Genomic DNA, 21,304 nt, shown 5'->3' on the forward strand with positions numbered 1-21,304 from the left:
CTCCCATTCCCTGACCTTCACCTACCCGGTCTAGCGACGGCATGTGGCCATTTGCATGCAGCCGCCATTTTCTTGCGCACGTTTTCGAATCCGCTGAGCAGGAATTGTCCGTCTTGCACCGGGCCAGTGCGGGTGAAAAGGCTCACAACGATGTGACCGTCGTCGGGTAGTGAGCTTAACAACTTTACGACGTCGCCCCCGAAAGCAATGCCGGAGCCGAATGACGGCGACGCTGCAGCGAATTGCATTGGCGTATCCGCGTTCAGCCGAAAGGAGATGACGTATTCGTTGGCGCTGCGTGACAGCGCCGGTCCGGCGACTATGACTTCCGTGCGGCCTCTGCGGCAGTGGATTGCGAGTTGCATCGCGGCGCCATCCGAGCTGCCGACAGAAGTGGTGGTGGCGGTGACGACCGGCAGATAATCCACGGGCGAAGTCGTCTCGCTGACGATCCAGCCAGCATCCCGCCTCCCCCGACTGGACGGTGGACCCTTGCGCGATAAGTCTTGCAGACATTCCAGCCGGGCTTGTCCCTCCATCGCCGAACAAGCCCTAAGTGTTTCCATGGAATCGCTCGCACTTTGCGCGTAGGCGATACCGCAGGCGACGTTGAAGGCGACAGCGAGCGGAGGAGCGGCAGCCTTCATGGCCTCGCCTGTACGCTGCGCGCTTTGCGATCCAGCCATTCCTGCGCGGCTTGGAAGCGTGTGAGACCCGGGACGGATGCCGCAAGATTGATCGACTGCCATTTCGGATCGAAGCCTGGTGCCTGCAGGCGGTCGATGCGCGAGAACAGGTACTCGACAAGGCGAGCCACGCGTTGGTAGCGATTGGAGCGTAGCGGCCAGTTGAAGGCGACAAGTGCTGTCGGGACCGCGATGGTCGAGACCCGCTCACCCTGCTTGATCAGATTGGGATACTCATTGGCGTCCAAGGTCGCGGGCAGATAATAGTCCTCGAACGTCTTGTCGTAACGGATCGGGAGGAACTTGAATCCAGCCTCCCAGCGGCCCTTTACAAAGGCGTCGACGGGTTTCGACGTGATGAACACAACGGCCGACATTTCGCCTTTGCGCATCTGTTCCAGGGCAACCTGATGCGGAATGAATGTCTTATCGACATCGATCCCCAGACGGCTGAAGATCAGTGGTCCTGAATAGGCGGCCGCGGTGCCCAGGGTGTTGAAGTTCACCCTCTTGCCGACAAGATCCTGCAGGCTTGTGATTTCAGGCCGCACAAAAATGTGCAGTTCGGATGGGAAGAGATTGAGCAGATAGGTGATGCGGCTTCGGATCTGCGGCGCCTGAATCTTATACTCCTCGAGCGCGTCGGAATTGATGATGGCAGTATCGACGCCGCGCAAATAAAGTAGCGCATTCAGATTGTCGGTGGCCCCCCGGGTGACGATCGGCAGGAGATGCAGGTCTGCTCCGTCGTCGACGACGCGAGCCATTTCTGCGGCGAGGCGGATCGGCGCGCCCTCGAGCAAGCCCCCGGCGAGCCCGACCGTCCAGGCGTTCATCCGGTCTTTTTCGTTCTCTTTCGGGAGCGGTCGGACGAGCTGTGCATCGGCCTTGGCATTTCTCGCCGTTTGCGCTTCCGAGCAGGCCGTTTGAAGCATCATCGCGACCGGCACCAAGCAAGTGAGCAGGAGCAACGAGTGTGACTTTGGCGCCTTGTTCATGTCGTTCCCTTCCGGCTCAGCCACCGCGAGCTTTCGTCCCTCGGACTGCAAGAAGCCCATTCTCAGGGTCGCAACGCATCCAGCCGTTCCTTCGCTTCGCGAATACCGCCCCTGTGTGCCTTCGCGTAGAGTTCTCGCGCCTTGGCCGCTTCGCCGCGCGTTCCATAAGTACCCCAGGCGGATAAGACCGCCGGATCGTAGGTCTCGGCGAGCATGAAACTTGCCTGCGCAATGTCTTTCTCAGCCGCGAGCTCGAGTACGATGCGTGCTGCACCAATATTTCCCTGATCGAGCAGCGCCCTGGCACGCGGGATCAAGCGGGCCTCCGCCTCGTTCGGGACTGCGGCGGTCGGTGGCTCCGCCACTTCCACGCTCCGCGTCGCCGGCAAGACCGGGACGTCATTTGCTTGCACTGCGAGGGCGCGCTCATGGGTGGAGCGCCACCTCGGTGCAAGATCTCTCTCCCTGGCCTCGGTCTTGCTCCGCTCCTGTTGCAACGACTGCCGCAGTTCGCTGATCTCCCGTTTCGCTGCCTGTCTCTGCTGCCAGGCCGCATTTTCGGCCTCGCGCAATTGCACGTTGCGGGTTTCGATCTCCCGGCGCACTTCGCCAAGTTCGCTCTCCAGCGCAGCGGCGTGCGCTTGAGCCTCTTCGAGAGCGCGGCGTTGTTGATCGGCATTGGCAGCTGCGGCCTGCGCTGCTTTGGCCTCCGTGACGAGAACGGCGCTCTTTTCCTGCTCTTGCTGAAGGGACTGCCGCAGTTCCGCAATCTCCAGCCCCGCCGCCTGGCTTTGCTCCGCGGTCGCAGCTTCCGCCATAGGCAAACGGCGAGGTATTCCGGCGAGTTCGCTCGCGAGCGCGGCAGCGCGCGACTGCGCCTCGTGGCGTTCCTGCTCCGCGCTCGCCGCTGCTGCCTGAGCGGCGTTCACCTGCCTCGCGCGGACGGCGCTATTTTCCCGCTCGCGCTGCAGAGACTGCTCCAGTTCTGCGATCTCCCGCTGCGCCGCCTCTCTCTGCTGCGCGGCCACATCCTCCGCCTTCCGCGATCCTGCGTCACGGGTATCGATCTCGCGGCGGAATTCGGCAACTTCGTTCGCAAGCGCAGCGCTGCGCGCTTGCTCCTGTTGCAGCGACTGCCGCAACTCGTCCGCCGCAATTTTTGCCGCGTCTGCGTGCTGGACCGCCTCCTCGAGTTCCCTGCGCGCCCCGTCCAGTTCACTGGCGCGCGCATAACTGTGCAAAGCATCTCGATCGGGCCATGGCTCAGGCTGCACCATGCCTGCCGGCACCGTGTACGTCAGGGCTCCGCTCGCTTCGCGCTGAAGGAGCGCTTGCGACCCCGGCCCTGTTTCCGGCCGTTGGTCGAAGCTGAGGGCGTTCTCGCCGCCGATTTGCGTCATTTCCGGAATCGTTCGTGCGCCGAAAGTGTCGAACACACCTAGGAAGGCCGCTCCGATCAGGATCGCGGGAAGCAAAATGACAGCCGCTGCGAACGGCTTGCCCAATGGTTCTCCCTCTGCGTCGATGTCCTCGGTTTCGGGATACCAATGGGTCGGCTCGGCGTTGATTGGAGCGCCGTCTTTGGAGACCCATTTGCCTGCTTGAGGCGACCAGCGGGCGACGTCAACAGCCCCGGTCGCATCTTCCACCCAGATGTCTTCTCCGTCCCTGGGTGCGGTATCAATTGGTCGGCGCATCGATCACGCCTCTTTAGATAAACGGCTAGAGCGACGCGATTGCTCCGCCTGTTTCGCGGTTCGGCATTGAACAAAAGTCCTGAGATCGAAATGACTTGGCAGGTACCCGGCTCACAATTAAATAATTAAATAGATTATAATTATATATTTCGAAGAAAATGCGAAGTCAAATTAAATAAGTCTGGTACGGCGTCAAATCAGGCGCGTTTGCTTCCTGTTGGCATCGTCTTCATTGCGCCGGCAACGTGTCCGACCGGTCCGCGGTAAATCAAAGCTCGTACATCGTATGGAATATGGGCAGGTCACGGCGAACATGCGAAGCTGACGGCGTTTTCGCAGCGTCTCGGAGCTGAGGAGTGACCGATGCGCCTTGCATTGCCCTATTTGGGAATTGGCGTCTGCTTGTCTCTTGCGACCTGGTTGGCGTTGGGGCTTGTATTCGAGTGACGGTTTTCAGTGACGGTTTTCCACCACCACGGGCGCTGGTCTCCACGTCGCTTATTCCGCCGCCAGCCGTCATGCCGCGACCTCGCGCAATTTATCATTCGGGACTACCCGGTCTCCCGGCGCGAACTTCGCCCGTTCACGCTGCTATGCCCGACGGTGTAGCTGAACGCCGATTTCGTCAGCCTGGGCTCGCCTGCTCGATCGAAGGCAATACAGTGCAGGAGGCGAGCCATAGCTGGTGAGACGCCGGCAACAATGTCGGCGACAGCGCACCCGGCATCTACCTTGCCTTCAAAGGCGGCCAATCGTGCTCTGAGAGGCGCGCGTCCACGTGCTTGCCGGGTGTCGTCAGCATAACATCTTGCGGGTGCTTTGCCCGACGTGTCAACGTCGTCGCAACGGCGGATGTCGTCCCGCTGCAGATTGAAAACCCCTTATTGATCAAGCCCATCTCTACTGTGCATGGGGTTGTTTTCGCACTTTTTGTCGGAGCCCGCAGCCGCGGGCGCATACACAGCATGCACGCGTGTGCCTGTGGCAGGCGGCGTGGGCGTAGTACATGCCGAAACTCCCTTTCGGCCACGCCGCCGAAGCAACGCGCTGAGGCAATGACAACAAGGCAATGACAATTACGTTACCTGCCGCCACGCGCGAGCCCGATCACACCATGTCCGATGGCCTGCCGGCCGCGCAGCGGCGCTGGGCAATCGCCGCGATCTTCACCGCGCTGGCGATGGCCTCGCTCGACACCGCGATCGCCAACATCGCCTTGCCTGCCATTGCCGCCGATCTGCATGTCAGTCCGGAGCAGTCGGTCTGGGTGGTCAACGTCTACCAGATCGCGCTGGTGGCGACGCTGCTGCCGCTCGGGGCGCTCGGCGAGATCGTCGGGCACCAGCGCATCTATCTCGGCGGCCTGATCCTGTTCACCATCGCCTCGCTGTTCTGCGCGGTGGCGTGGTCGCTGGACAGCCTGCTGCTCGCCCGCACGCTGCAAGGCCTGGGGGCCAGCGGCATCATGAGTGTCAACACGGCGCTGGTGCGCTTCGTCTATCCCGGAAGGATGCAGGGCCGCGGCTTCGGCCACAACGCCCTGGTGGTCGCGACCGCCTTCACCTTCGGACCCTCGATCGCCTCCGCCATCCTCGCGCTCGGCCCGTGGCCGTGGCTGTTCGCCGTCAACATCCCGTTCGGCCTGGTCGCGATCGGCATCGGCTTTGCGATGCTGCCGAAGACGCCGCGCGCCGATCACGGCTTTGACTTTCTCGGCGCGATCCTGGCGTCAGCCTGCCTCGGCCTGTTCATCACCGGCATCGGCAGCGCCGCGCATAATCTGTCGCCAGTGGTCGTGGGCATCGAGCTGGTCACCGCGCTCGCGCTCGGCTTCATCCTGACGCGCCGACATGCCGACCATCCTGCGCCGATGCTGCCGATCGACCTGTTCAGCCGGCCGATGTTCGCGCTGTCGGCGGCGACGGCGGTGTGCTCCTTCGCCGTGCAGGGTCTCGCCTTCGTCTCGCTGCCGTTCTATTTCGAGGACGTGCTCGGCCGCTCCCAGGTCGAGACCGGCTTCTTCATGACGCCATGGCCGCTGGTGGTCGGCATCATGGCGCCGATCGCCGGGCGCCTGTCCGATCGCCACGCGGTCGGCCTGCTCGGCGGCATCGGGCTCGTGCTGCTCGGCCTCGGCATGGCGCTGCTCGCGATGCTGCCGGCCAATCCCGCCATCCTCGACATCATCTGGCGGATGGTGATCTGCGGCATGGGATTCGGCTTCTTCCAGGCGCCGAACATGAAGGCGGTGATGTCGAGCGCGCCGCCGCATCGCAGCGGCAGCGCCTCCGGCATCGTCGCCACCGCGCGCTTGACCGGGCAGACCACGGGCGCCGCGCTCGCCGCGGCCTGCTTCGCGCTCGCGGGCCACGAGGGCGCAACATTGGCGCTGGCGCTCGGCGCGGGCTTTGCCGCGCTCGGCAGCGTGATGAGCTTTTTGCGGCTGGCGGTGAAGTAAGCTCTCGCGCCAGGTGTCAAGCCGCCGTCACATCGACAGTCGCCGGCGTGGTTTCGTTGTCCAGCGCCGCCAGGCGCTCATCGATGGCAGCGATGACCTTGCGCGAGAACGGCCCGAGATGGGCATAGGCGGCGATCATCTGCACGGCAATGCGCGCGGATGTCGTGTCGCGCTTGGCACAGTTCATGAAAGTCTGCCACAACGGCGCACGCGCCTCGGGAAGGGCGCTGACCACCTTGTGCACCGTCTCCATCGCACCGAGCTTGGCGCGGATATCGCCTTCGGCGAGCTCGTGACGCTGCCTGGAGCGGTCGAGCAGCGTCATCAGGCGGTCGACGCGTCCTGCATAGGCCGCCGGGCTGTAGACGTGCTCCAGCACCCGCTTGTAGTCCGTCAGGATGTCGCGCAGCGGGCGCACCGGATCGAAGTTGATCCCGGCCGTGCACTGATCGGCGCCGATGGTCGGCGCCACATCGTGGCCCGAATGCAGCCGGCCTTCGCGCTCCAGGCGGCGCGTGAGCTGCGTGTTCGGCAAGGCATAGAGCAGGCCGACCATGCTGACGGGAATCGCCGCCTCCTCGATGAAGTCGATCATGGCGTCCGCCATCGAGACTTTCTCATTGTCGAAGCCGACGATGAAGCCCGCGGTGACGAGCATGCCGGCGGCGTAGATCTTGTGGATGCTCTCGGCGATGTTGCGCCGCGTGTTCTGCTTCTTGCGCATCGCGACCAGCGTGGCCGGATCCGGACTCTCGATGCCGACGAAGATGGCGAAGAAATTCGCCGCCCCCATCAACTCCAATAGCTCGGGATCATCGGCCAGATTGACCGAGGCTTCGGTCGATAATTCGAACGGATAGCCGTGGGCGCGCTGCCATTCGGCGAGCTTGGGCAGGAATTGCCGCAACGATTTCTTGTTGCCGATGAAATTGTCGTCGACAAAGTCGAGATGACCGCGATAGCCCATCTTGTAGAGCGTCTCGAGCTCCACGAACATCTGCTCGACCGTCTTGGTCCGCGGCACGCGTCCGTAAAGCTCGATGATGTCGCAGAACTCGCAGGTGAACGGACATCCGCGGGAATATTGCACGCCGAGATAGAGGTAGTCCTCGAACTTGAGCAGGTCGAAGCGCGGCACCGGCGTTTTGGTGACGTCGGCTTGGAATTTCGGCGCGGTGAAGACGCCGGACCGTGCGCCGCCCTCCCAGGACGCGATGAATTCGTCGATGACGCTCTCGGCCTCGCCGAGCACCCGGAAGTCGGCCCGCTCATAGATGTGGGGGCTGGAGGTGGGATCGGGACCGCCGACGACCACCGGCTTGCCGGCCGCACGGCAGAGTTCGATCAGACGCAGCGTATCGGCCTGCTGCGGCATCATTCCGCCGGTGAAGACGACGTCGGCCCAGGCGAGATCTTCGTCACCGAAGGAGGCCGTGTTGCAGTCGATCAGCCGGACCGTCCAGCTCTCGGGCAGCATGGCGGCAACGGTGATCAGGCCCAAGGGGGCGGCCGGGCGCTTCACGCCCAACACTTTGCAGGATTCGCCGAAGGTCCAGAAGGACTCTGCTGAGAACAGCGGATAGAGCATCAGCACGTTGCAGGGGGTCGGCACCTTCATGGAACTCCTTTTGGCGTCGGCCTAGTGTACCAAAGCGCCCAAATCTTGCACCCCAGCAAAAGGGACAAACTGTCGCCTCCGGAACCGTCGCGCCAAGCCACATTATCGGCGCTCAGGGAGGGGGCTCCGCCGTCAGCCGCAATTTCCGGAACTCACGACACCGCCCGATCCAAAATCCTCCCGCGGCCGCGAAATCTTCGCCGGCAACCCTCGGACTGTTGATTTGAACGGTTCCAGTTTGCCGGACACAGTGCGCCCCTGAGTCCAATCGGTGGATTGGGCCAATCAGGGGACTGCGATGGCAAACCTAACAATCAACGGAAAAACCTTCACCCTCGACGTCGAGCCGGATACGCCGCTGCTCTGGGCGATTCGCGAGAATGCCGGCCTGACCGGCACCAAATATGGCTGCGGCATTGCACAATGCGGCGCCTGCACCGTTCACATCGACGGGGTGGCGATGCGCTCCTGCGGCGTTTCGGTCAGCGAGGCCGCAGCCAAGAAGATCACCACGATCGAAGGCCTCGCATCCGGTGATTCGCTGCACAAGGTGCAGGAAGCCTGGATCGCCCAGGACGTGCCGCAATGCGGCTATTGCCAGAGCGGCATGATCATGGCGGTGGCGGCGCTACTGAGCGAGAAGCCGAAGCCGACCGACGCCGACATCGACGAGGCCATCACCAATATCTGCCGCTGCGGCACCTTCGCACAGGTGCGCGAAGCGATCCACACGATCGCAAGCGCGTAAGGAAATCCCACATGAACAAGCATGTTTCGCCGCGGCTCAACCGCCGCGCCTTCGTCATTGGCACGGCCGCAGTCGGTGCCGGCCTGGCCATCGGCCTCGACATTCCCTTCGGCGGCCCCGCCGTGGTCCGCGCCGCCGACGGCTCGCCCGAGATCGGCGCCTGGGTCGTGGTCAGGCCCGATGACACAGTCGTGATTCGCATCGCTCGCTCCGAAATGGGCCAGGGCTCGCTGACAGGCCTCGCCCAGCTCGTCGCCGAGGAGCTCGAATGCGATTGGACCAAGGTCACGACCGAATATCCGACACCCGGCCAGAGCGTCGCGCGCAAGCGTGTCTGGGGCGATTTCTCGACCGGCGGCAGCCGCGGCATCCGCTCCTCGCAGGACTATGTCCGTAAGGGCGGCGCCACCGCGCGCGTGATGCTGATCCAGGCCGCCGCCGACGGCTGGAAAGTGCCGGCCTCCGAATGCGCAGCCGCGAACAGCGTCATCACCCATACGCCCTCGGGGAAGACCACGACCTACGGCAAGGTCGCCGAGGCTGCGGCAAAGCTGACGCCGCCGTCGGACGTCAAGCTGAAGGATCCGAAGGACTGGAAGCTGATCGGCAAGGGCGTGAAGCGGCTCGACACCGTCGACAAGACCACCGGCGCCATGATCTACGGCGCCGACGTCAAGCTGCCGGGCATGCTGAACGCCGCGATCAAGGACTGCCCGGTGTTCGGCGGCAAGTTGAAGAGTTTTGACGAAGCCAAGATCGCCGGTATGAAAGGCGTCAAGAAGGTCGTCAAGGTCGGTGATACCGCGGTCGCGGTCGTTGCCGACACCTGGTGGCACGCCAAGACCGCGCTGGAGGCGCTGCCGATCGTCTGGGACGAAGGCGACAACGCCAAAGTTTCCAGCGAGTCGATTGCGAAGTGGCTGGCCGAGGGCCTCGACGACAAGCAGCCGGCCTATGTCGGCAACAAGAACGGCGACGCCAAGGCGGCGATTGCCGGCGCGGCCAAGAAGGTCGAGGCCGTCTATAGCTATCCCTATCAGAACCACGCCACGATGGAGCCGATGAACGCCACCGCGCTCTACACCGCGGACCGATGCGAGGTCTGGTGCGGCACGCAGAATGGCGAGGCGGCGTTTGCAGCGGTGCTGGAGGCTTCCGGCCTGCCGGCCGAGAAGTGCGACGTGCACAAGGTGATGCCAGGGGGCGGCTTCGGCCGGCGCGGTCAGACCGACTATGTCCGTCAGGCGGTCCTGATCGCCAAAGAGATGCCGGGCACGCCGATCAAGCTGTTGTGGTCGCGCGAAGAGGATATGGCACACGGCCGGTATCACCCCATCACCCAGTGCAAGATGACCGGCGCATTCGACGCCAACAACAATCTGGTCGCGTTGCACTACCGCCTGTCCGGGCAGTCGATCCTGTTCTCGCTTCGCCCCGAGGCGTTGCAGAACGGCATGGACCCGGCCGCATTCCAGGGCGTCGCCCAATCCGGCGAGGCCGCGTTCGGCTATTCGGTGCCGAACCTGTTGGTCGAGCACGCGATGCGCAACCCGCACGTTCCGCCCGGCTTCTGGCGCGGCGTCAACGTCAATCACAACGCGATCTACATGGAATGCTTCATGGACGAGCTGGCCCAGGCCGCAGGCCAGGACCCGCTCGAATTCCGCCGCAAGCTGATGGGCAATCATCCCAAGCATCTGGCGGTGCTCAATGCGGTCGCCGAGAAGATCGGCTGGACCACGCCGGCGCCGCAGGGCGTCTATCGCGGCATTGCCCAGGTCATGGGCTATGGCAGCTATGTCGCCGGCGCCGCCGAAATCTCGGTGACCGACGGCAGCAAGATCAAGGTGCATCGCATCGTCGCCTCCACCGACCCCGGCTATGTCGTCAATCCGGCGCAGGTCGAGCGGCAGATCGCGGGCTCCTTCGTCTATGGCCTCTCCGCGCTGTTCTACGGCGGCTGCACGGTCAAGGGCGGCAAGATCGAGCAAACCAACTTCGACACCTACAACTCGATGCGTATCAACGAGATGCCGAAGGTGGAATCGGTGATGGTGCCGAGCGGCGGGTTCTGGGGCGGTGTCGGCGAGCCGACCATCGGCGTTGCCGCGCCGGCCGTGCTCAACGCCTACTTCGCCGCGACGGGCAAGCGCATCCGCTCGGTGCCGCTGCGGGACCAGAACATCACCTTTGCCTAAGAGAGCGCTGCGGCTGCCTCAAATGCAGCCGCAGCATTTTTTCCGGACAAGACTCATGAATGTGCCGGTGACACGGCGGGATGCCGTCCTCGGCATCACCGTCGCGGCCACATCGCTCTTCGCACCTTCGATCCTGCGCGCGCAATCGGCGGGCCGCATCGTCGTGGTCGGCGGCGGCTTTGGCGGCGCCGCCTGCGCCCGGGCACTCAAACGCGCCGATGCGAGATTGCAGGTCACGTTGATCGAGCCGAACAAGACCTTCATCTCCTGCCCGCTCAGCAACGCGGTGATCGCAGGCCTGCGCAAGATGGAGGCGCAGCAGTTTGGCTACGACAAGCTCGCGGCCGAAGGCATCACCGTCGTCGCTCAGGCCGCAACGGCCATCGACGCGCAAAAGCGTAGCGTGACGACGGCCGATGGCACGGCGTTTGGCTATGACCGCCTCGTGCTCTCCCCCGGCATCGACTTCCAGGTCGAAGCCCTGCCTGGCTATGACGACGCCGCATCGGAGAAGATGCCGCATGCCTGGAAGGCCGGAGCCCAGACGCTTTTGCTGCGCAGGCAATTGGAGGCGATGGCGGACGGCGGCACCGTCGCCATTGCTATCCCGGCCAATCCCTCGCGCTGCCCGCCTGCGCCTTACGAGCGCGCCAGCCTGATCGCGCATTACCTGAAGACGAACAAGCCACGCTCGAAAGTTCTGATCCTCGATGCCAAGGATAGTTTCTCCCAGCAGCGGCTGTTCGAGACAGCCTGGAAGGAGCTCTATGGCGACATGATCGAGCGCGTCTCGCTGTCGCAAGGCGGCCGCGTGACTTCGGTCGATCCGGCGACCATGACGATCGTTACCGAGTTCGGCAACTACACGCCCGACGTCGCCAATGTCATCCCGCCGCAGCGTGCGGGACGCATCGGCGAGATCGCGGGCGCTACGGATGCGACCGGCTGGTGCCCGATCGATCCCATGTCCTTCGAGTCGAGGCTCGTCAGAAACATTCACGTCATCGGCGATGCCTGCCTTGGCGGCGGCATTCCCAAATCGGCATCCGCTGCAAGCGCGCAAGGCAAGGCCTGCGCCAGCGCAATCGTCAATCTACTCGCCGGACGCGCGCCGCAGGCGCCGCGGCTCACGGGTGTCTGCTACAACACCGTCGCCCCCGGTTACGGTTTTTCACTCGCCGGCAACTACCAGCCGAGAGGCGACATCTTCGCCGAGGTCGAGGGCGGCGCGACCAGCCCGGTCGATGCGCCGCGCGAATTGCGGGCGCGCGAGGCCGCGGAGACGGAGCGCTGGTTTGAAACCATCACGGCGGATACCTTTGGCTAGAGCAATGATGGGACCAAGCCGTCGCCACCAACGCAGTGCGCCCCCTCCCCCGCCTGCGGGGGAGGGCTGGGGAGAGGGTGCCTCCACTCGCGAGAACCCCCAAGAGGAAAGAGCCCTCACCCGGCGCTGCGCGCCGACCTCTCCCGCAAGCGGGAGAGGTCAGTGGAGTTCGCCGCGGCGCTATGCGCCCCATCCGATATCTGCGATTGCTGTATTCATCGCAGCGAGCCTCGCCCTCTCCTCGCATATCAAGGCGGACGAGCTCGCGCGCTACACAATCATCGGCGATGGCATTCCAGCCTCGCTCACGGGATCGCCCGGTGATGCCGCCCGCGGGCGCTCACTGGTGCTCGCGCGCACGACGACCTGCATCCTCTGCCATTCCGGGCCCTTTCCGGAGACGCGGTTCCAGGGAGATCTCGCGCCCGACCTCGCCGGCGCCGGGAACCGATGGACGGTGAGCCAGTTGCGGCTTCGACTGGTCGATGCGTCGCGTTTCAACGCACAGACCATCATGCCGTCCTATTATCGCAACGACGGCCTCGTGCGCGTCGGACGTAACTTCGCCGGCAAGCCGATATTGTCGGCTGCGGAGATCGAGGACATCGTGGCCTTTCTTGCAACGCTTGGCGACTAGGACTGCTCATGCCAACCACCCGACGACAATTCCTAAGCCTTGCGGGAGGCATCACTGCCGCCGGAACGATCCCGATCGTCACCCTGCGTCCACTTCAAGCCACGCCCGCGATGCTCAATACCGCGATCCGCAATGTCGTCGGCGAAGCGCAATTGCGCACCGGCAGGGTGAAGCTCGACATTCCGCCACTGGTCGAGAACGGCAATACGGTGCCGATGACGGTGAGCGTCGCAAGCGCGATGACGGCCGATGACCACGTCAAGAGCATCCACGTCTTCAACGAGAAGAACCCGCAGCCGAACATCGCCAATTTCCATCTCGGACCCTCCTCCGGCCGCCCCCAGGTCTCGACCCGGATCCGGCTCGCCGACACCCAGAAGGTGGTCGCGATCGCCCGCCTGTCCGACGACACGTTCTGGCAGGTTGCCGCCGAAATCGTCGTGACGCTGGCCGCCTGCACCGAGGAGATGAACTGATGTCAGCACTGATCAACGTTCCGGCAAAGGTCAGACGCGGCGACGTCATCGAGATCCGGACGCTGACCTCGCACATCATGGAAACCGGCTTTCGCCACACCGTGGACGGGAAGCTCGTGCCGCGCGACATCATCACCAGCTTCACCTGCCGCTACAACGGCGCCGAGATCTTTCGCGCCGATCTGTTTCCGGCGATCGCGGCCAATCCTTATCTATCGTTCTTCACGGTCGCCAAGGAGAGCGGCAAGTTCGAATTCGAATGGATCGGCGACAACGGCTATTCGTCGACCGCATCGGCATCGATCATTGTCGAATGAGCGTTTGGCGCGCTATAGCAGCGGCGGCATTGTTCGCCGCGGCCCCTGCCCTGCTCGCCGGTGAAATCCCGCCCGATGCGCACCGGTCCGGCTATTCGTTCATGGGGCCCGACACGCGCGCGATGCAGGATGACGACACGGCTAATCCGGGCATGCTGTTCGTGCTGGACGGCGAGGCGCTATGGGGAAAGAAGACCGGCAATGCCGAAAAGGCCTGCGCGGATTGCCATGGCGATGCGCGCACCAGCATGAATGGCGTCGCCGCACGCTACCCCGCCTTCGACAAGCCCCTGGGGCGCCCCGTTACGCTCGACCAGCGCATCAACCTCTGCCGGGCCAATCATCAGCTGGCTACGCCTTTGCCTTACGAGAGCCGCGATCTCCTGGCGCTGTCCGCCTTCGTCGCTCACCAATCGCGCGGCATCCCGATCACGGCCGGCGACGATCCAAACCTCAAGCCCTTTGTGGACCAAGGCCGCAACCTCTTCATGCAACGGGAGGGTCAGCTCAACCTCGCCTGCACCAATTGCCACGACGACAATTTCGACAAGCGCCTGGCGGGCGCGCCGGTCACGCAAGGACAGCCGACCGGCTATCCGCTCTACCGGCTGGAATGGCAAACGCTGGGATCGCTGGAACGGCGGCTGCGCAGCTGCATGAGCGGCGTCCGCGCCCAGGCCTATGATTACGGCTCGCCCGAGCTGGTTGCACTCGAGCTCTATCTGATGTCGCGGGCGCGCGGCCTGCCAGTGGAGACGCCGGCGGTGCGGCCCTGATCGTCGATTAGGGCTAGGCAGGCGTGGAACGGCCGCTAGTATCCCTCCCAAAGAAAATGAATTAGAGGGAGGGACTAAATTGGCCAACCACACCATCTCGCGCCGCACGCTGCTAGCGGGTACCGCCGCGGCCGGCGCACTCGGCCTGACCGGTTTGCCGGCGCGCGCCGAGGTCAACTGGAAGAAATACGCCGGGACCAAGCTGGAGGTGATCCTCGCCAAGGGCCCGCGCGGCGACAACCTGCAAAAGAACATCAAGGAGTTCACGGATCTCACCGGCATCCAGGTCGAATCCGAGCAGATTCCTGAACAGCAGCAGCGCCAGAAGGTCGTGATCGAGCTCACCTCGGGCCGGCCGAGCTTCGACGTCGTCCATCTCAGCTATCACGTGCAGAAGCGGCAGTTCGAGAAAGCCGGCTGGCTCGCCGACATGACGCCCTTCATGAAGGATCCGGCACTGACCGCGCCCGATCTCGTCGAGGGCGATTTCTCGGCCGCAGGTCTGCAATACGCCAAGAACGACAAGGGCCAGATGCTGTCGCTGCCCTGGTCGGTCGATTATTTCATCCTCTACTACAACAAGGAGCTGTTCCAGAAGAAGGGCGTCGCTGTCCCCAAGACGCTGGACGAGATGGTCGCCGCAGCCGAAAAGCTCACCGACGCCAAGGACGGCACCTACGGCTTCGTCGGGCGAGGCCTGCGCAACGCCAACATGACCCTGTGGACCAACTTCTTCCTCAACTATGGCGGCGAATTCCTCGACGCCAAGGGCAACATCCTCACGGATGGTCCGGAAGCCGTCGCGGCGACAAAACTCTATCAGACGCTGCTGACGAAGGTGGCCCCGCCCGGCGTCGCCGGCTTCAACTGGATGGAGTCGATGGCCTCGTTCACGCAAGGCCGCTCCGCGATGTGGATCGACGGCGTCGGCTGGGCGCCGCCGCTGGAGGATCCCGCCGCCTCGCGCGTGGTCGGCAAGGTCGGTTATACCGTCGTGCCGGCCGGACCGAAGGGGCAATATTCAGCGACCTATGGCGACGGCATCGGCATTGCCGCCGCAAGCAAGAACAAGGAAGCCGCCTATCTGCTGTGCCAATGGGCGGTCTCGAAGCAGCAGGGCGCGCGGCTGTTGCAGGCCGGCGGCGGCGTACCGTTCCGCAACTCGATCCTGAACGATGCGGAGGTCCAGAGCGGCGTGAAGATGCCCAAGGAATGGCTGCAATCGGTGATCGATTCCGCCAAGATCAGCAAGCTGGGCCTTCCCGTCGTCATCCCAGTCGCAGAATTCCGCGATCTCGTCGGCGCCGCGCTGACCTCGACACTGTCGGGCGCCGATCCCGCTACCGAGCTGAAGAAGGCGCACGAACAGTACCGGCCGATCCTGGAGCGCAGCGAAAAGGCGTGAGCACGTTGACACAATCGACTCCGGCCGCGGCACGGTCCGATGCCGCGCCGGAGAAGGCCTTGCGGCCACCGTCCTACTGGCCGTTCGTGGTGCCGGCGCTGGTCGTCGTGCTCGCCATCATCATCTTCCCGTGGGTCTTCACCATCTGGATGAGCCTGAACGAGTGGAAGGTCGGCTCGGCGACTACCTTCGTCGGGTTCTCCAACTATCTGCGGCTGACGAGCGATCCCCGCTTCCTCGAGGCAGTCGGCCACACCATGGTCTACACCGTGCTGTCGGTGGTGCTGCCGCTGGCGCTCGGCACGCTCGCTGCCGTGGTGTTTCACCAGAAATTTCCCGGCCGCGGTTTTCTGCGCGGTATTTTCATCATGCCGATGATGGCGACGCCGGTGGCGATCGCGCTGGTCTGGACCATGATGTTCCATCCGCAGCTCGGCGTGCTCAACTATCTGCTGTCGCTGGTCGGGATCCCCGCGCAGCTCTGGGTCTTCCACCCCGCCACCGTCATTCCCTCGCTGGTGCTGGTCGAGACCTGGCAATGGACGCCGCTGGTGATGCTGATCGTGCTCGGGGGCCTCGCCGCGATCCCGACCGAGCCCTACGAGAGCGCGCAGATCGACGGCGCCAGCTTCTGGCAGGTGTTCCGTTTCATCACCCTGCCGCTGATCATGCCGTTCCTGTTCATCGCCGGCATGATCCGCATGATCGACGCCGTGAAAAGCTTCGACATCATCTTCGCGATCACGCAAGGCGGACCGGGCTCGGCGTCGGAGACGATCAACATCTATCTCTACAGCGTCGCCTTCACCTATTACGATCTCGGCTACGGCTCGGCGATCGCGGTGGTGTTCTTCCTGCTGATCGTCCTGCTCGCGGCAGTGATGCTCTACGCCCGCCAGCGCATGCTGTGGACCGAGATCGCGAGCCGCGCATGACCTCAAGTCAAATCAACCTACGTCAGATCGTCGGCCAGATCGGCCTCTGGCTTTCGGTGTTCGTCATCGTGTCGCCGGCCATCCTGTTCTTCCTCTGGATGGCATCGCTGTCGCTCAAGTTCGAGGTCGACAACGCGGCCTATCCGCCGGTGTTCATCCCCGATCGTATCGCCTGGAAGAACTATGCCGACGTCCTCGCCTCCAACCGCTTCCTGACCTATTTCGTCAACAGCCTGATCGTGACAGGTAGCGCCACCGCGCTGGCGTTGATCGTCGGCGTCCCCGCCGGCTACGGCATCGCGCGCATGGCCGCGCATAAATCCGCGATCGTAATCCTGATCGCCCGCATCACGCCGGGCCTGTCCTACCTGATCCCGCTGTTCCTGCTGTTTCAGTGGCTGGGATTGCTCGGCACGCTGGTACCGCAGATCATCATCCACCTCGTCGTGACGGTGCCGATCGTGATCTGGATCATGATCGGCTATTTCGAGACGACACCGATGGAGCTGGAGGAAGCCGCCCTGATCGACGGCGCCGGCCGCTGGCAGGTGTTCCGCCATGTCGCGCTGCCGATCGCGCGGCCGGGCATCGCGGTCGCCTTCATCCTGGCCGTGATCTTCTCGTGGAACAACTTTGTGTTCGGCATCGTTCTGGCCGGGCGCGAGACCCGCACCCTGCCCGTCGCCGTGTACAACATGATCTCGTTCGACCAGTTGAGCTGGGGACCGCTCGCCGCCGCTGCGCTGATCGTCACCTTCCCGGTGCTGCTCCTGACAGTGCTGGCGCAGCGGCAGATCGTCGCCGGGCTGACGGCGGGAGCCGTCAAGGGCGGCTAAACTGCGCGACGGGAATCGTCCGCCCGAAGAGCCTGTCCGGCACCGTCCTGATGTGCTTTGATGCGTGTGGCAGGGACTGAGACGCATAGGTGCCCTGATGTACATGTTCGTTCGAAAGTACACCAAGGTTCGCTCGGTTGCGGACGCCGCTCGCCGTGCCAAGAGCGGCATCGGTCACATCCTGAGGGAATCGCCCGGTTTCAGATCCTATTACGTGCTGGACGGAGGCGACGGCGTCGGCGTCGCCGTGATGATATTCGAGGACCGCGAGAGCGCCAATGCGGCGAACGACAAAGTGCTGGGTTTCGTTCAGGCAAGCCTGCCCGACCTCAATCTTGGAGACCCCGAGATCATCGCCGGGGACGTTCTGGTAAGTATGGAATCCAGTGCGTAAGTTTCGGTAGGGGTAGAATGCGCCGGACGACGCGATGCCGTCCGGCCGCAGATTCTTGTTGCCCCAGGTCTACTCCGCCGGCGCGGCCGACATCTCCGGATGCACGGCATAGGATGCGCTGGCGCCGAGCTTGCTGGCCGCGAACAGGCCGGCGGCCATCACGGCATAGGCGAGCGCCACAGCGGGCGTGACACCAAATCCGCCGCCGATGCCGACGGCCTCGCCGTGCATGAAGCCGAAATAGGTCAGGACCGCACCGACCAGCGCGAAGCCCGATGCCTTCTCGAAGTCGCGCTCGATGATGAAGACACCGATCGCCCCCAGGATGAGGCCACCGAGAATGGAGCCACCGCCCATCACCTCCAGCCCGTGGTAGAACACGCCCTGCTGCGGCAGTGCAGCGATCGCGGCAGCTTTGACAGCGTCGGCCTTGTCGGCGGCCAAGCCGCCGACGGTTGTTGCCGCATTCATGGTCGAGCCGAGCATCGTGTCGATCTGCAGCTTGGCCCAGGCGGCCAGATGCGGCGTCAGCGCCAGCACGATCGCGGGCGCATGCTTGACCGGCGTGGTCTGGAACGCCTGCGCGCCAATGAGCATGCCGATGTAAAGCAAGATCGGCGAGATCGCGACCACGGGCACGAGTGCCAGCAGCACCGAGATGATGCCGAACCAGGCCAGCACGATCACCATGATGCCGGTTGCGGCCGAGTAGCCGATGCGGCCGCCCATCGCCTTCCAGCCGGGATGCCCGATATAGACGGCGTTGATGAAGGGATTGCCCATCAGGCAGCCGATCAGGCTGACGACGCCGTCGGCCGTGAGCACCCGCGTGGTCGGATATTCGTCGCCGGCGGCTTCCGCGCTCTCGACATTGTCCATGGCTTCGACGAGGTCGTAGATGCCGAACGGAATGGCGGTGACGAGGATGATGCCGAGGAATTCGAAGCCGGAGAAGACGTAGCCCACGGCGGGAAGCGGCACCGAGAAGCCGAAATTCGCAAACGCTGCGCCAACGCCCGCGATGCTCAATCCACCGAGACCGAGCCCGAACAGGTTCGAGCCCCAGGCGATGATCATGCCGACGGCGATCGCAACGAGGCCGGCCGGAATGCCGCGCCAATACTTCACGCCGCCGAACCAGCTCACCAGGATGATGGCGAAACACACGAGACCGATCTGCGGCGTCATGTACATCTCAAGCGCGGGGCGCATCGAGATGAAGGTGACGGAGACGCCGGCAAGGGTTCCGAGCAGCGCCGCGCGCGGCGTGATCCTGCGAATGAACGGCGCAATGAAGCCGCCGATCATGAGGATGAAGCTCTGGAAGAACACCCAGACCAGACCCGCGGACCACCCCTTGAGCGGGTCACCGGTTTTCAGCGTGATCGGCAGCATGATGACGAAGGTGACGATGAACATGTGCGGCACGCTGACGCCCGAGGGCAGCGCGCAGACATCGTTGCGGCCGGTCTTCTGCGCCAGGCGGTAAGCGAGGTAGGCATAATAGAAGGTCGACAGGCACATCATCAGCCCGAGCGCGGGCAGGATGCGGCCGAACACCAGACTATCCGGCATCTTCAAAACGAAACGCAGGAGGCCCGTGAGCACCAGCATGTTGACGAGGATGTTGGTGCCGAAGCCGAAAAACGCGTTCCAGTCGCCCGATGTCCATAGTGCCGGCTTGAACTCGGACGTCGTGATCTCAGACTTGCCAGTCGTCCCCGTCAATGTGCTCATGATGTCACCCCTGTTTGGTCGAAATCTTCATTGCCTCCAAGACCGCGGCTGAGGTTGCGACCCAGCCGAAGATGCCGCCCTGGGCCTTGATCATCTTCAGGCCCATCTCGTGAAACTCGGGGAAGTAGGACGCGCAGCCGTCCGACATGACGACGCAGCGGTAGCCGCGGTCATTGGCCTCGCGCACCGTGGTGTTGACGCACACTTCGGTGGTGACGCCACACACCAGCAGATTTTCGATGCCGTATTTCTCCAGCACGTCGGTAAGCTCGGTGGCGTAGAACGCGCCCTTGCCGGGCTTGTCGATCACGATTTCGCTGTCGAGCGGATAGAGCTCGGGAATGATGTCGTGGCCCGCCTCGCCGCGGATGAGAATGCGGCCCATCGGGCCGGGATCGCCGATGCGCAAGGACGGCGCGCCGCGCTCGACCTTCGCCGCCGGCGCATCGGAAAGATCGGGCAGATGGCCCTCGCGGGTGTGGATCACCAGCATGCCGGTGTCGCGCGCGGCCTTCAGCACCGCACCGATCGGCTTCACCGAGCGCGCGAGCTGGCTGACGTCGTTGCCGAGCGTTTCGCCGAAGCCGCCGGGCTCCATGAAGTCGCGTTGCATGTCGATGATCAGAAGCGCGGTGGCGGACCAGTCGAGCGTGATCGGCTCGGGCTCGGCGCTGATGACGCCCAATGTCGGCTTGCTTGCACTCAGCATGACGCCCGCCCCTCGCGAGAACTGCGCCAGGAGTTCTGCAAGCGCCGTGCCATTGTGTACAATTGCGCTGGGGCGTGGACGGCGGGGGAATTCGCAGCACGCTCAGAAACTTACGCGAAAAGCCGACGCCTGCTTATTCTCTGTGCGACGGCTTTGCGACGTGAATTTGCTTAAAGGATGAGCGCCCTCCGCTCGTCATTCCGGGGCGACGCGAAGCGTCGAGCCCGGAATCCATCAGGCGCCAAGGTCCGCGGTAAAATGGATTCCGGGTTCGCGCTACGCGCGCCCCGGAATGACGATGAGACTACCGCCCCGCTCCATACAGCTGCCGATACTCTTCCTCGTACGGCGCATAGGAATCCTTCAGCGTCGCCATGTTCAGCAGCATGGTCGCCACCATCGTGCCCGCCTTGTCGAACACGCGCGTCTTGGCCCAGGCGCTTTCGGTGCGGCGGCTGCCGGAGAGCGCAACCACCTCGCGCTCGACCTCGTAGTCCTCGTCGACGAACAGCGGCCCCTTCACCAGCCTGATCTCCTGATCAGCGAACAGGCCGACCGCCGGTCCCTTTGCCGGCAGCGGATCGTCCTTGGAGCGGTACTGGAACAGCACGCTCAGCATCTCCATCGGGATGATGGGCTTGCGCCAGGGATTGTCGGCGCCGGAATAATAGGGCGAGTTTTCGGTGATGACCGCGAGCTTCTGCCGGAGCGAGAACGGATAGAGGTCGCCCATGATCTGGTCGAACGCCATTCGCACGGTTTGGCGTCTGCTGGTCTGCGCCACTTTCACGTCACGCAGGATCACGGGATCGGCGAGCGGCTTGAGCTCGGCAAGACGCGCTTCGAGCGCGGTCGCCGCGTGCGTCTCGCCGACCGAGGCGGTGCCGCGCAGCACCTCGGTGCCGTCGCGCTTGACCATCTGGATCTGGCACTGGCGCGTATCGGGCAAGGGTTTTGACAGGATGGCCTGCACCTCCTCGCCTTCGTAACAGACGCTGCGGTAATGCGCGGAGAGACATCCTGTCTCGAACCAGGCCTGGCCCCATTGTCGCTCGCACAGCGGCGCGAACGGGCTGAAATGGGTCGGCCCCTCGATGGTGCCGCCCTTGAAGCCCAGCTTCTGCGCGGTCGAGTCATCGTGGATCGAAGCATGCGCGTCATAAGTTTGCGCCTGAAGCATCTGGCGCGGCTGCTGCCACGGCCCGATCAAGGCCCCTCCGGCCTCGGTGATCTCGGTGTCGAATGCGTTTGCAGTCATGGTGCTCTCCACAGGCAGCCATGACTAGCAGGAGCGCCACGGATGCGGCCAGCGATATTGACTTCGCCGGCCCATGCTCTTGACTGTCACAATT

19 protein-coding genes are annotated in these 21,304 nt (G+C 63.8%); 12 read left to right on the plus strand and 7 right to left on the minus strand.

Annotated elements, in window-relative coordinates; translation table 11 throughout:
• Positions 1-17: 17 nt before the first annotated feature.
• From IVA81_RS32305 to IVA81_RS32315, 3 genes are all read right to left on the minus strand, one after another.
• A complete protein-coding gene (locus tag IVA81_RS32305) occupies positions 18-647 on the minus strand; it encodes a hypothetical protein (RefSeq protein ID WP_247325594.1) in 630 nt (209 codons plus the stop codon).
• Positions 644-1,684, minus strand: a complete 1,041-nt coding sequence (locus IVA81_RS32310; protein ID WP_247326069.1) for a TAXI family TRAP transporter solute-binding subunit — start codon at positions 1,682-1,684, stop codon at positions 644-646. The genes IVA81_RS32305 and IVA81_RS32310 overlap by 4 nt, the downstream gene beginning before the upstream one ends.
• A gap of 62 nt (positions 1,685-1,746) precedes the next feature.
• Positions 1,747-3,333: a hypothetical protein gene (locus IVA81_RS32315; RefSeq protein ID WP_247325597.1), complete on the minus strand. Its 1,587-nt coding sequence runs from the start codon at positions 3,331-3,333 to the stop codon at positions 1,747-1,749.
• Positions 3,334-4,450: 1,117 nt separating this feature from the next.
• On the opposite strand from IVA81_RS32315, the gene IVA81_RS32320 reads away from it, so the two are divergent.
• Complete coding sequence (locus tag IVA81_RS32320; protein WP_247325601.1) at positions 4,451-5,839, plus strand: MFS transporter; 1,389 nt, start codon at positions 4,451-4,453, stop codon at positions 5,837-5,839.
• Positions 5,840-5,855: 16 nt separating this feature from the next.
• On the opposite strand, the gene IVA81_RS32325 is transcribed toward IVA81_RS32320, so the two are convergent.
• Positions 5,856-7,457, minus strand: coding sequence for a B12-binding domain-containing radical SAM protein (locus IVA81_RS32325; RefSeq protein ID WP_247325604.1), 1,602 nt, complete (start codon positions 7,455-7,457; stop codon positions 5,856-5,858).
• Positions 7,458-7,755: 298 nt separating this feature from the next.
• Here IVA81_RS32325 and IVA81_RS32330 point away from each other — a divergent pair, with 298 nt between their 5' ends.
• From IVA81_RS32330 to IVA81_RS32380, 11 genes are all read left to right on the plus strand, one after another.
• Entirely contained in the window at positions 7,756-8,205 is a 450-nt protein-coding gene (locus tag IVA81_RS32330; protein ID WP_247325606.1) for a (2Fe-2S)-binding protein, read from the plus strand.
• An 11-nt stretch (positions 8,206-8,216) separates the two neighbouring features.
• Positions 8,217-10,403, plus strand: coding sequence for a molybdopterin cofactor-binding domain-containing protein (locus tag IVA81_RS32335; protein ID WP_247325619.1), 2,187 nt, complete (start codon positions 8,217-8,219; stop codon positions 10,401-10,403).
• Between the two features lie 55 nt (positions 10,404-10,458).
• The gene (locus IVA81_RS32340) at positions 10,459-11,730 is read left to right on the plus strand and encodes an NAD(P)/FAD-dependent oxidoreductase (RefSeq protein ID WP_247325621.1); all 1,272 of its coding nucleotides are present in this window, start codon (positions 10,459-10,461) and stop codon (positions 11,728-11,730) included.
• Between the two features lie 196 nt (positions 11,731-11,926).
• Entirely contained in the window at positions 11,927-12,367 is a 441-nt protein-coding gene (gene soxX, locus IVA81_RS32345) for a sulfur oxidation c-type cytochrome SoxX (RefSeq protein ID WP_247326071.1), read from the plus strand.
• A gap of 8 nt (positions 12,368-12,375) precedes the next feature.
• Positions 12,376-12,843: a SoxY-related AACIE arm protein gene (locus IVA81_RS32350; RefSeq protein WP_247325625.1), complete on the plus strand. Its 468-nt coding sequence runs from the start codon at positions 12,376-12,378 to the stop codon at positions 12,841-12,843.
• Entirely contained in the window at positions 12,843-13,160 is a 318-nt protein-coding gene (gene soxZ, locus IVA81_RS32355) for a thiosulfate oxidation carrier complex protein SoxZ (protein WP_247325627.1), read from the plus strand. Before IVA81_RS32350 ends, soxZ begins: the two co-directional genes overlap by 1 nt.
• Complete coding sequence (gene soxA, locus IVA81_RS32360; RefSeq protein ID WP_247325629.1) at positions 13,157-13,936, plus strand: sulfur oxidation c-type cytochrome SoxA; 780 nt, start codon at positions 13,157-13,159, stop codon at positions 13,934-13,936. The genes soxZ and soxA overlap by 4 nt, the downstream gene beginning before the upstream one ends.
• A 79-nt stretch (positions 13,937-14,015) precedes the next feature.
• Positions 14,016-15,341, plus strand: coding sequence for a sugar ABC transporter substrate-binding protein (locus tag IVA81_RS32365; protein WP_247325642.1), 1,326 nt, complete (start codon positions 14,016-14,018; stop codon positions 15,339-15,341).
• Positions 15,338-16,276, plus strand: a complete 939-nt coding sequence (locus tag IVA81_RS32370; RefSeq protein WP_247325644.1) for a sugar ABC transporter permease — start codon at positions 15,338-15,340, stop codon at positions 16,274-16,276. Before IVA81_RS32365 ends, IVA81_RS32370 begins: the two co-directional genes overlap by 4 nt.
• An 11-nt stretch (positions 16,277-16,287) precedes the next feature.
• Positions 16,288-17,112: a carbohydrate ABC transporter permease gene (locus tag IVA81_RS32375; RefSeq protein ID WP_246925797.1), complete on the plus strand. Its 825-nt coding sequence runs from the start codon at positions 16,288-16,290 to the stop codon at positions 17,110-17,112.
• A 97-nt stretch (positions 17,113-17,209) separates the two neighbouring features.
• Complete coding sequence (locus IVA81_RS32380; protein WP_247325646.1) at positions 17,210-17,506, plus strand: hypothetical protein; 297 nt, start codon at positions 17,210-17,212, stop codon at positions 17,504-17,506.
• A gap of 69 nt (positions 17,507-17,575) precedes the next feature.
• Here IVA81_RS32380 and IVA81_RS32385 read toward each other — a convergent pair whose 3' ends face one another.
• The 3 genes from IVA81_RS32385 to IVA81_RS32395 all read right to left on the minus strand — a co-directional run bounded on the left by IVA81_RS32385 (position 17,576) and on the right by IVA81_RS32395 (position 21,210).
• The gene (locus tag IVA81_RS32385) at positions 17,576-19,243 is read right to left on the minus strand and encodes a regulator (protein WP_247325648.1); all 1,668 of its coding nucleotides are present in this window, start codon (positions 19,241-19,243) and stop codon (positions 17,576-17,578) included.
• 4 nt (positions 19,244-19,247) lie between these two features.
• A complete protein-coding gene (locus IVA81_RS32390) occupies positions 19,248-19,952 on the minus strand; it encodes an isochorismatase family cysteine hydrolase (RefSeq protein ID WP_247325650.1) in 705 nt (234 codons plus the stop codon).
• Between the two features lie 304 nt (positions 19,953-20,256).
• Positions 20,257-21,210 (minus strand): hypothetical protein, encoded by a 954-nt coding sequence (locus IVA81_RS32395; protein ID WP_247325652.1) that lies wholly within the window; start codon positions 21,208-21,210, stop codon positions 20,257-20,259.
• Positions 21,211-21,304 lie beyond the last annotated feature (94 nt).

Origin of the sequence: Bradyrhizobium sp. 141 (assembly GCF_023074055.1) — a bacterium.
In the GTDB taxonomy this organism is placed as follows: Bacteria; Pseudomonadota; Alphaproteobacteria; order Rhizobiales; family Xanthobacteraceae; genus Bradyrhizobium.

What these genes read in the sequence shown, in the direction of transcription:
- IVA81_RS32310 (WP_247326069.1), bottom strand. Translation starts at nt 1,684, where the DNA reads ATGAACAAGGCGCCAAAGTCACACTCGTTGCTCCTGCTCACTTGCTTG.
- IVA81_RS32335 (WP_247325619.1), top strand. Translation starts at nt 8,217, where the DNA reads ATGAACAAGCATGTTTCGCCGCGGCTCAACCGCCGCGCCTTCGTCATT.
- IVA81_RS32390 (WP_247325650.1), bottom strand. Translation starts at nt 19,952, where the DNA reads ATGCTGAGTGCAAGCAAGCCGACATTGGGCGTCATCAGCGCCGAGCCC.
- IVA81_RS32320 (WP_247325601.1), top strand. Translation starts at nt 4,451, where the DNA reads ATGACAATTACGTTACCTGCCGCCACGCGCGAGCCCGATCACACCATG.
- IVA81_RS32350 (WP_247325625.1), top strand. Translation starts at nt 12,376, where the DNA reads ATGCCAACCACCCGACGACAATTCCTAAGCCTTGCGGGAGGCATCACT.
- IVA81_RS32395 (WP_247325652.1), bottom strand. Translation starts at nt 21,210, where the DNA reads ATGACTGCAAACGCATTCGACACCGAGATCACCGAGGCCGGAGGGGCC.
- IVA81_RS32385 (WP_247325648.1), bottom strand. Translation starts at nt 19,243, where the DNA reads ATGAGCACATTGACGGGGACGACTGGCAAGTCTGAGATCACGACGTCC.
- soxA (WP_247325629.1), top strand. Translation starts at nt 13,157, where the DNA reads ATGAGCGTTTGGCGCGCTATAGCAGCGGCGGCATTGTTCGCCGCGGCC.
- soxZ (WP_247325627.1), top strand. Translation starts at nt 12,843, where the DNA reads ATGTCAGCACTGATCAACGTTCCGGCAAAGGTCAGACGCGGCGACGTC.
- IVA81_RS32330 (WP_247325606.1), top strand. Translation starts at nt 7,756, where the DNA reads ATGGCAAACCTAACAATCAACGGAAAAACCTTCACCCTCGACGTCGAG.
- IVA81_RS32380 (WP_247325646.1), top strand. Translation starts at nt 17,210, where the DNA reads ATGTACATGTTCGTTCGAAAGTACACCAAGGTTCGCTCGGTTGCGGAC.
- IVA81_RS32305 (WP_247325594.1), bottom strand. Translation starts at nt 647, where the DNA reads ATGAAGGCTGCCGCTCCTCCGCTCGCTGTCGCCTTCAACGTCGCCTGC.
- IVA81_RS32340 (WP_247325621.1), top strand. Translation starts at nt 10,459, where the DNA reads ATGAATGTGCCGGTGACACGGCGGGATGCCGTCCTCGGCATCACCGTC.
- IVA81_RS32325 (WP_247325604.1), bottom strand. Translation starts at nt 7,457, where the DNA reads ATGAAGGTGCCGACCCCCTGCAACGTGCTGATGCTCTATCCGCTGTTC.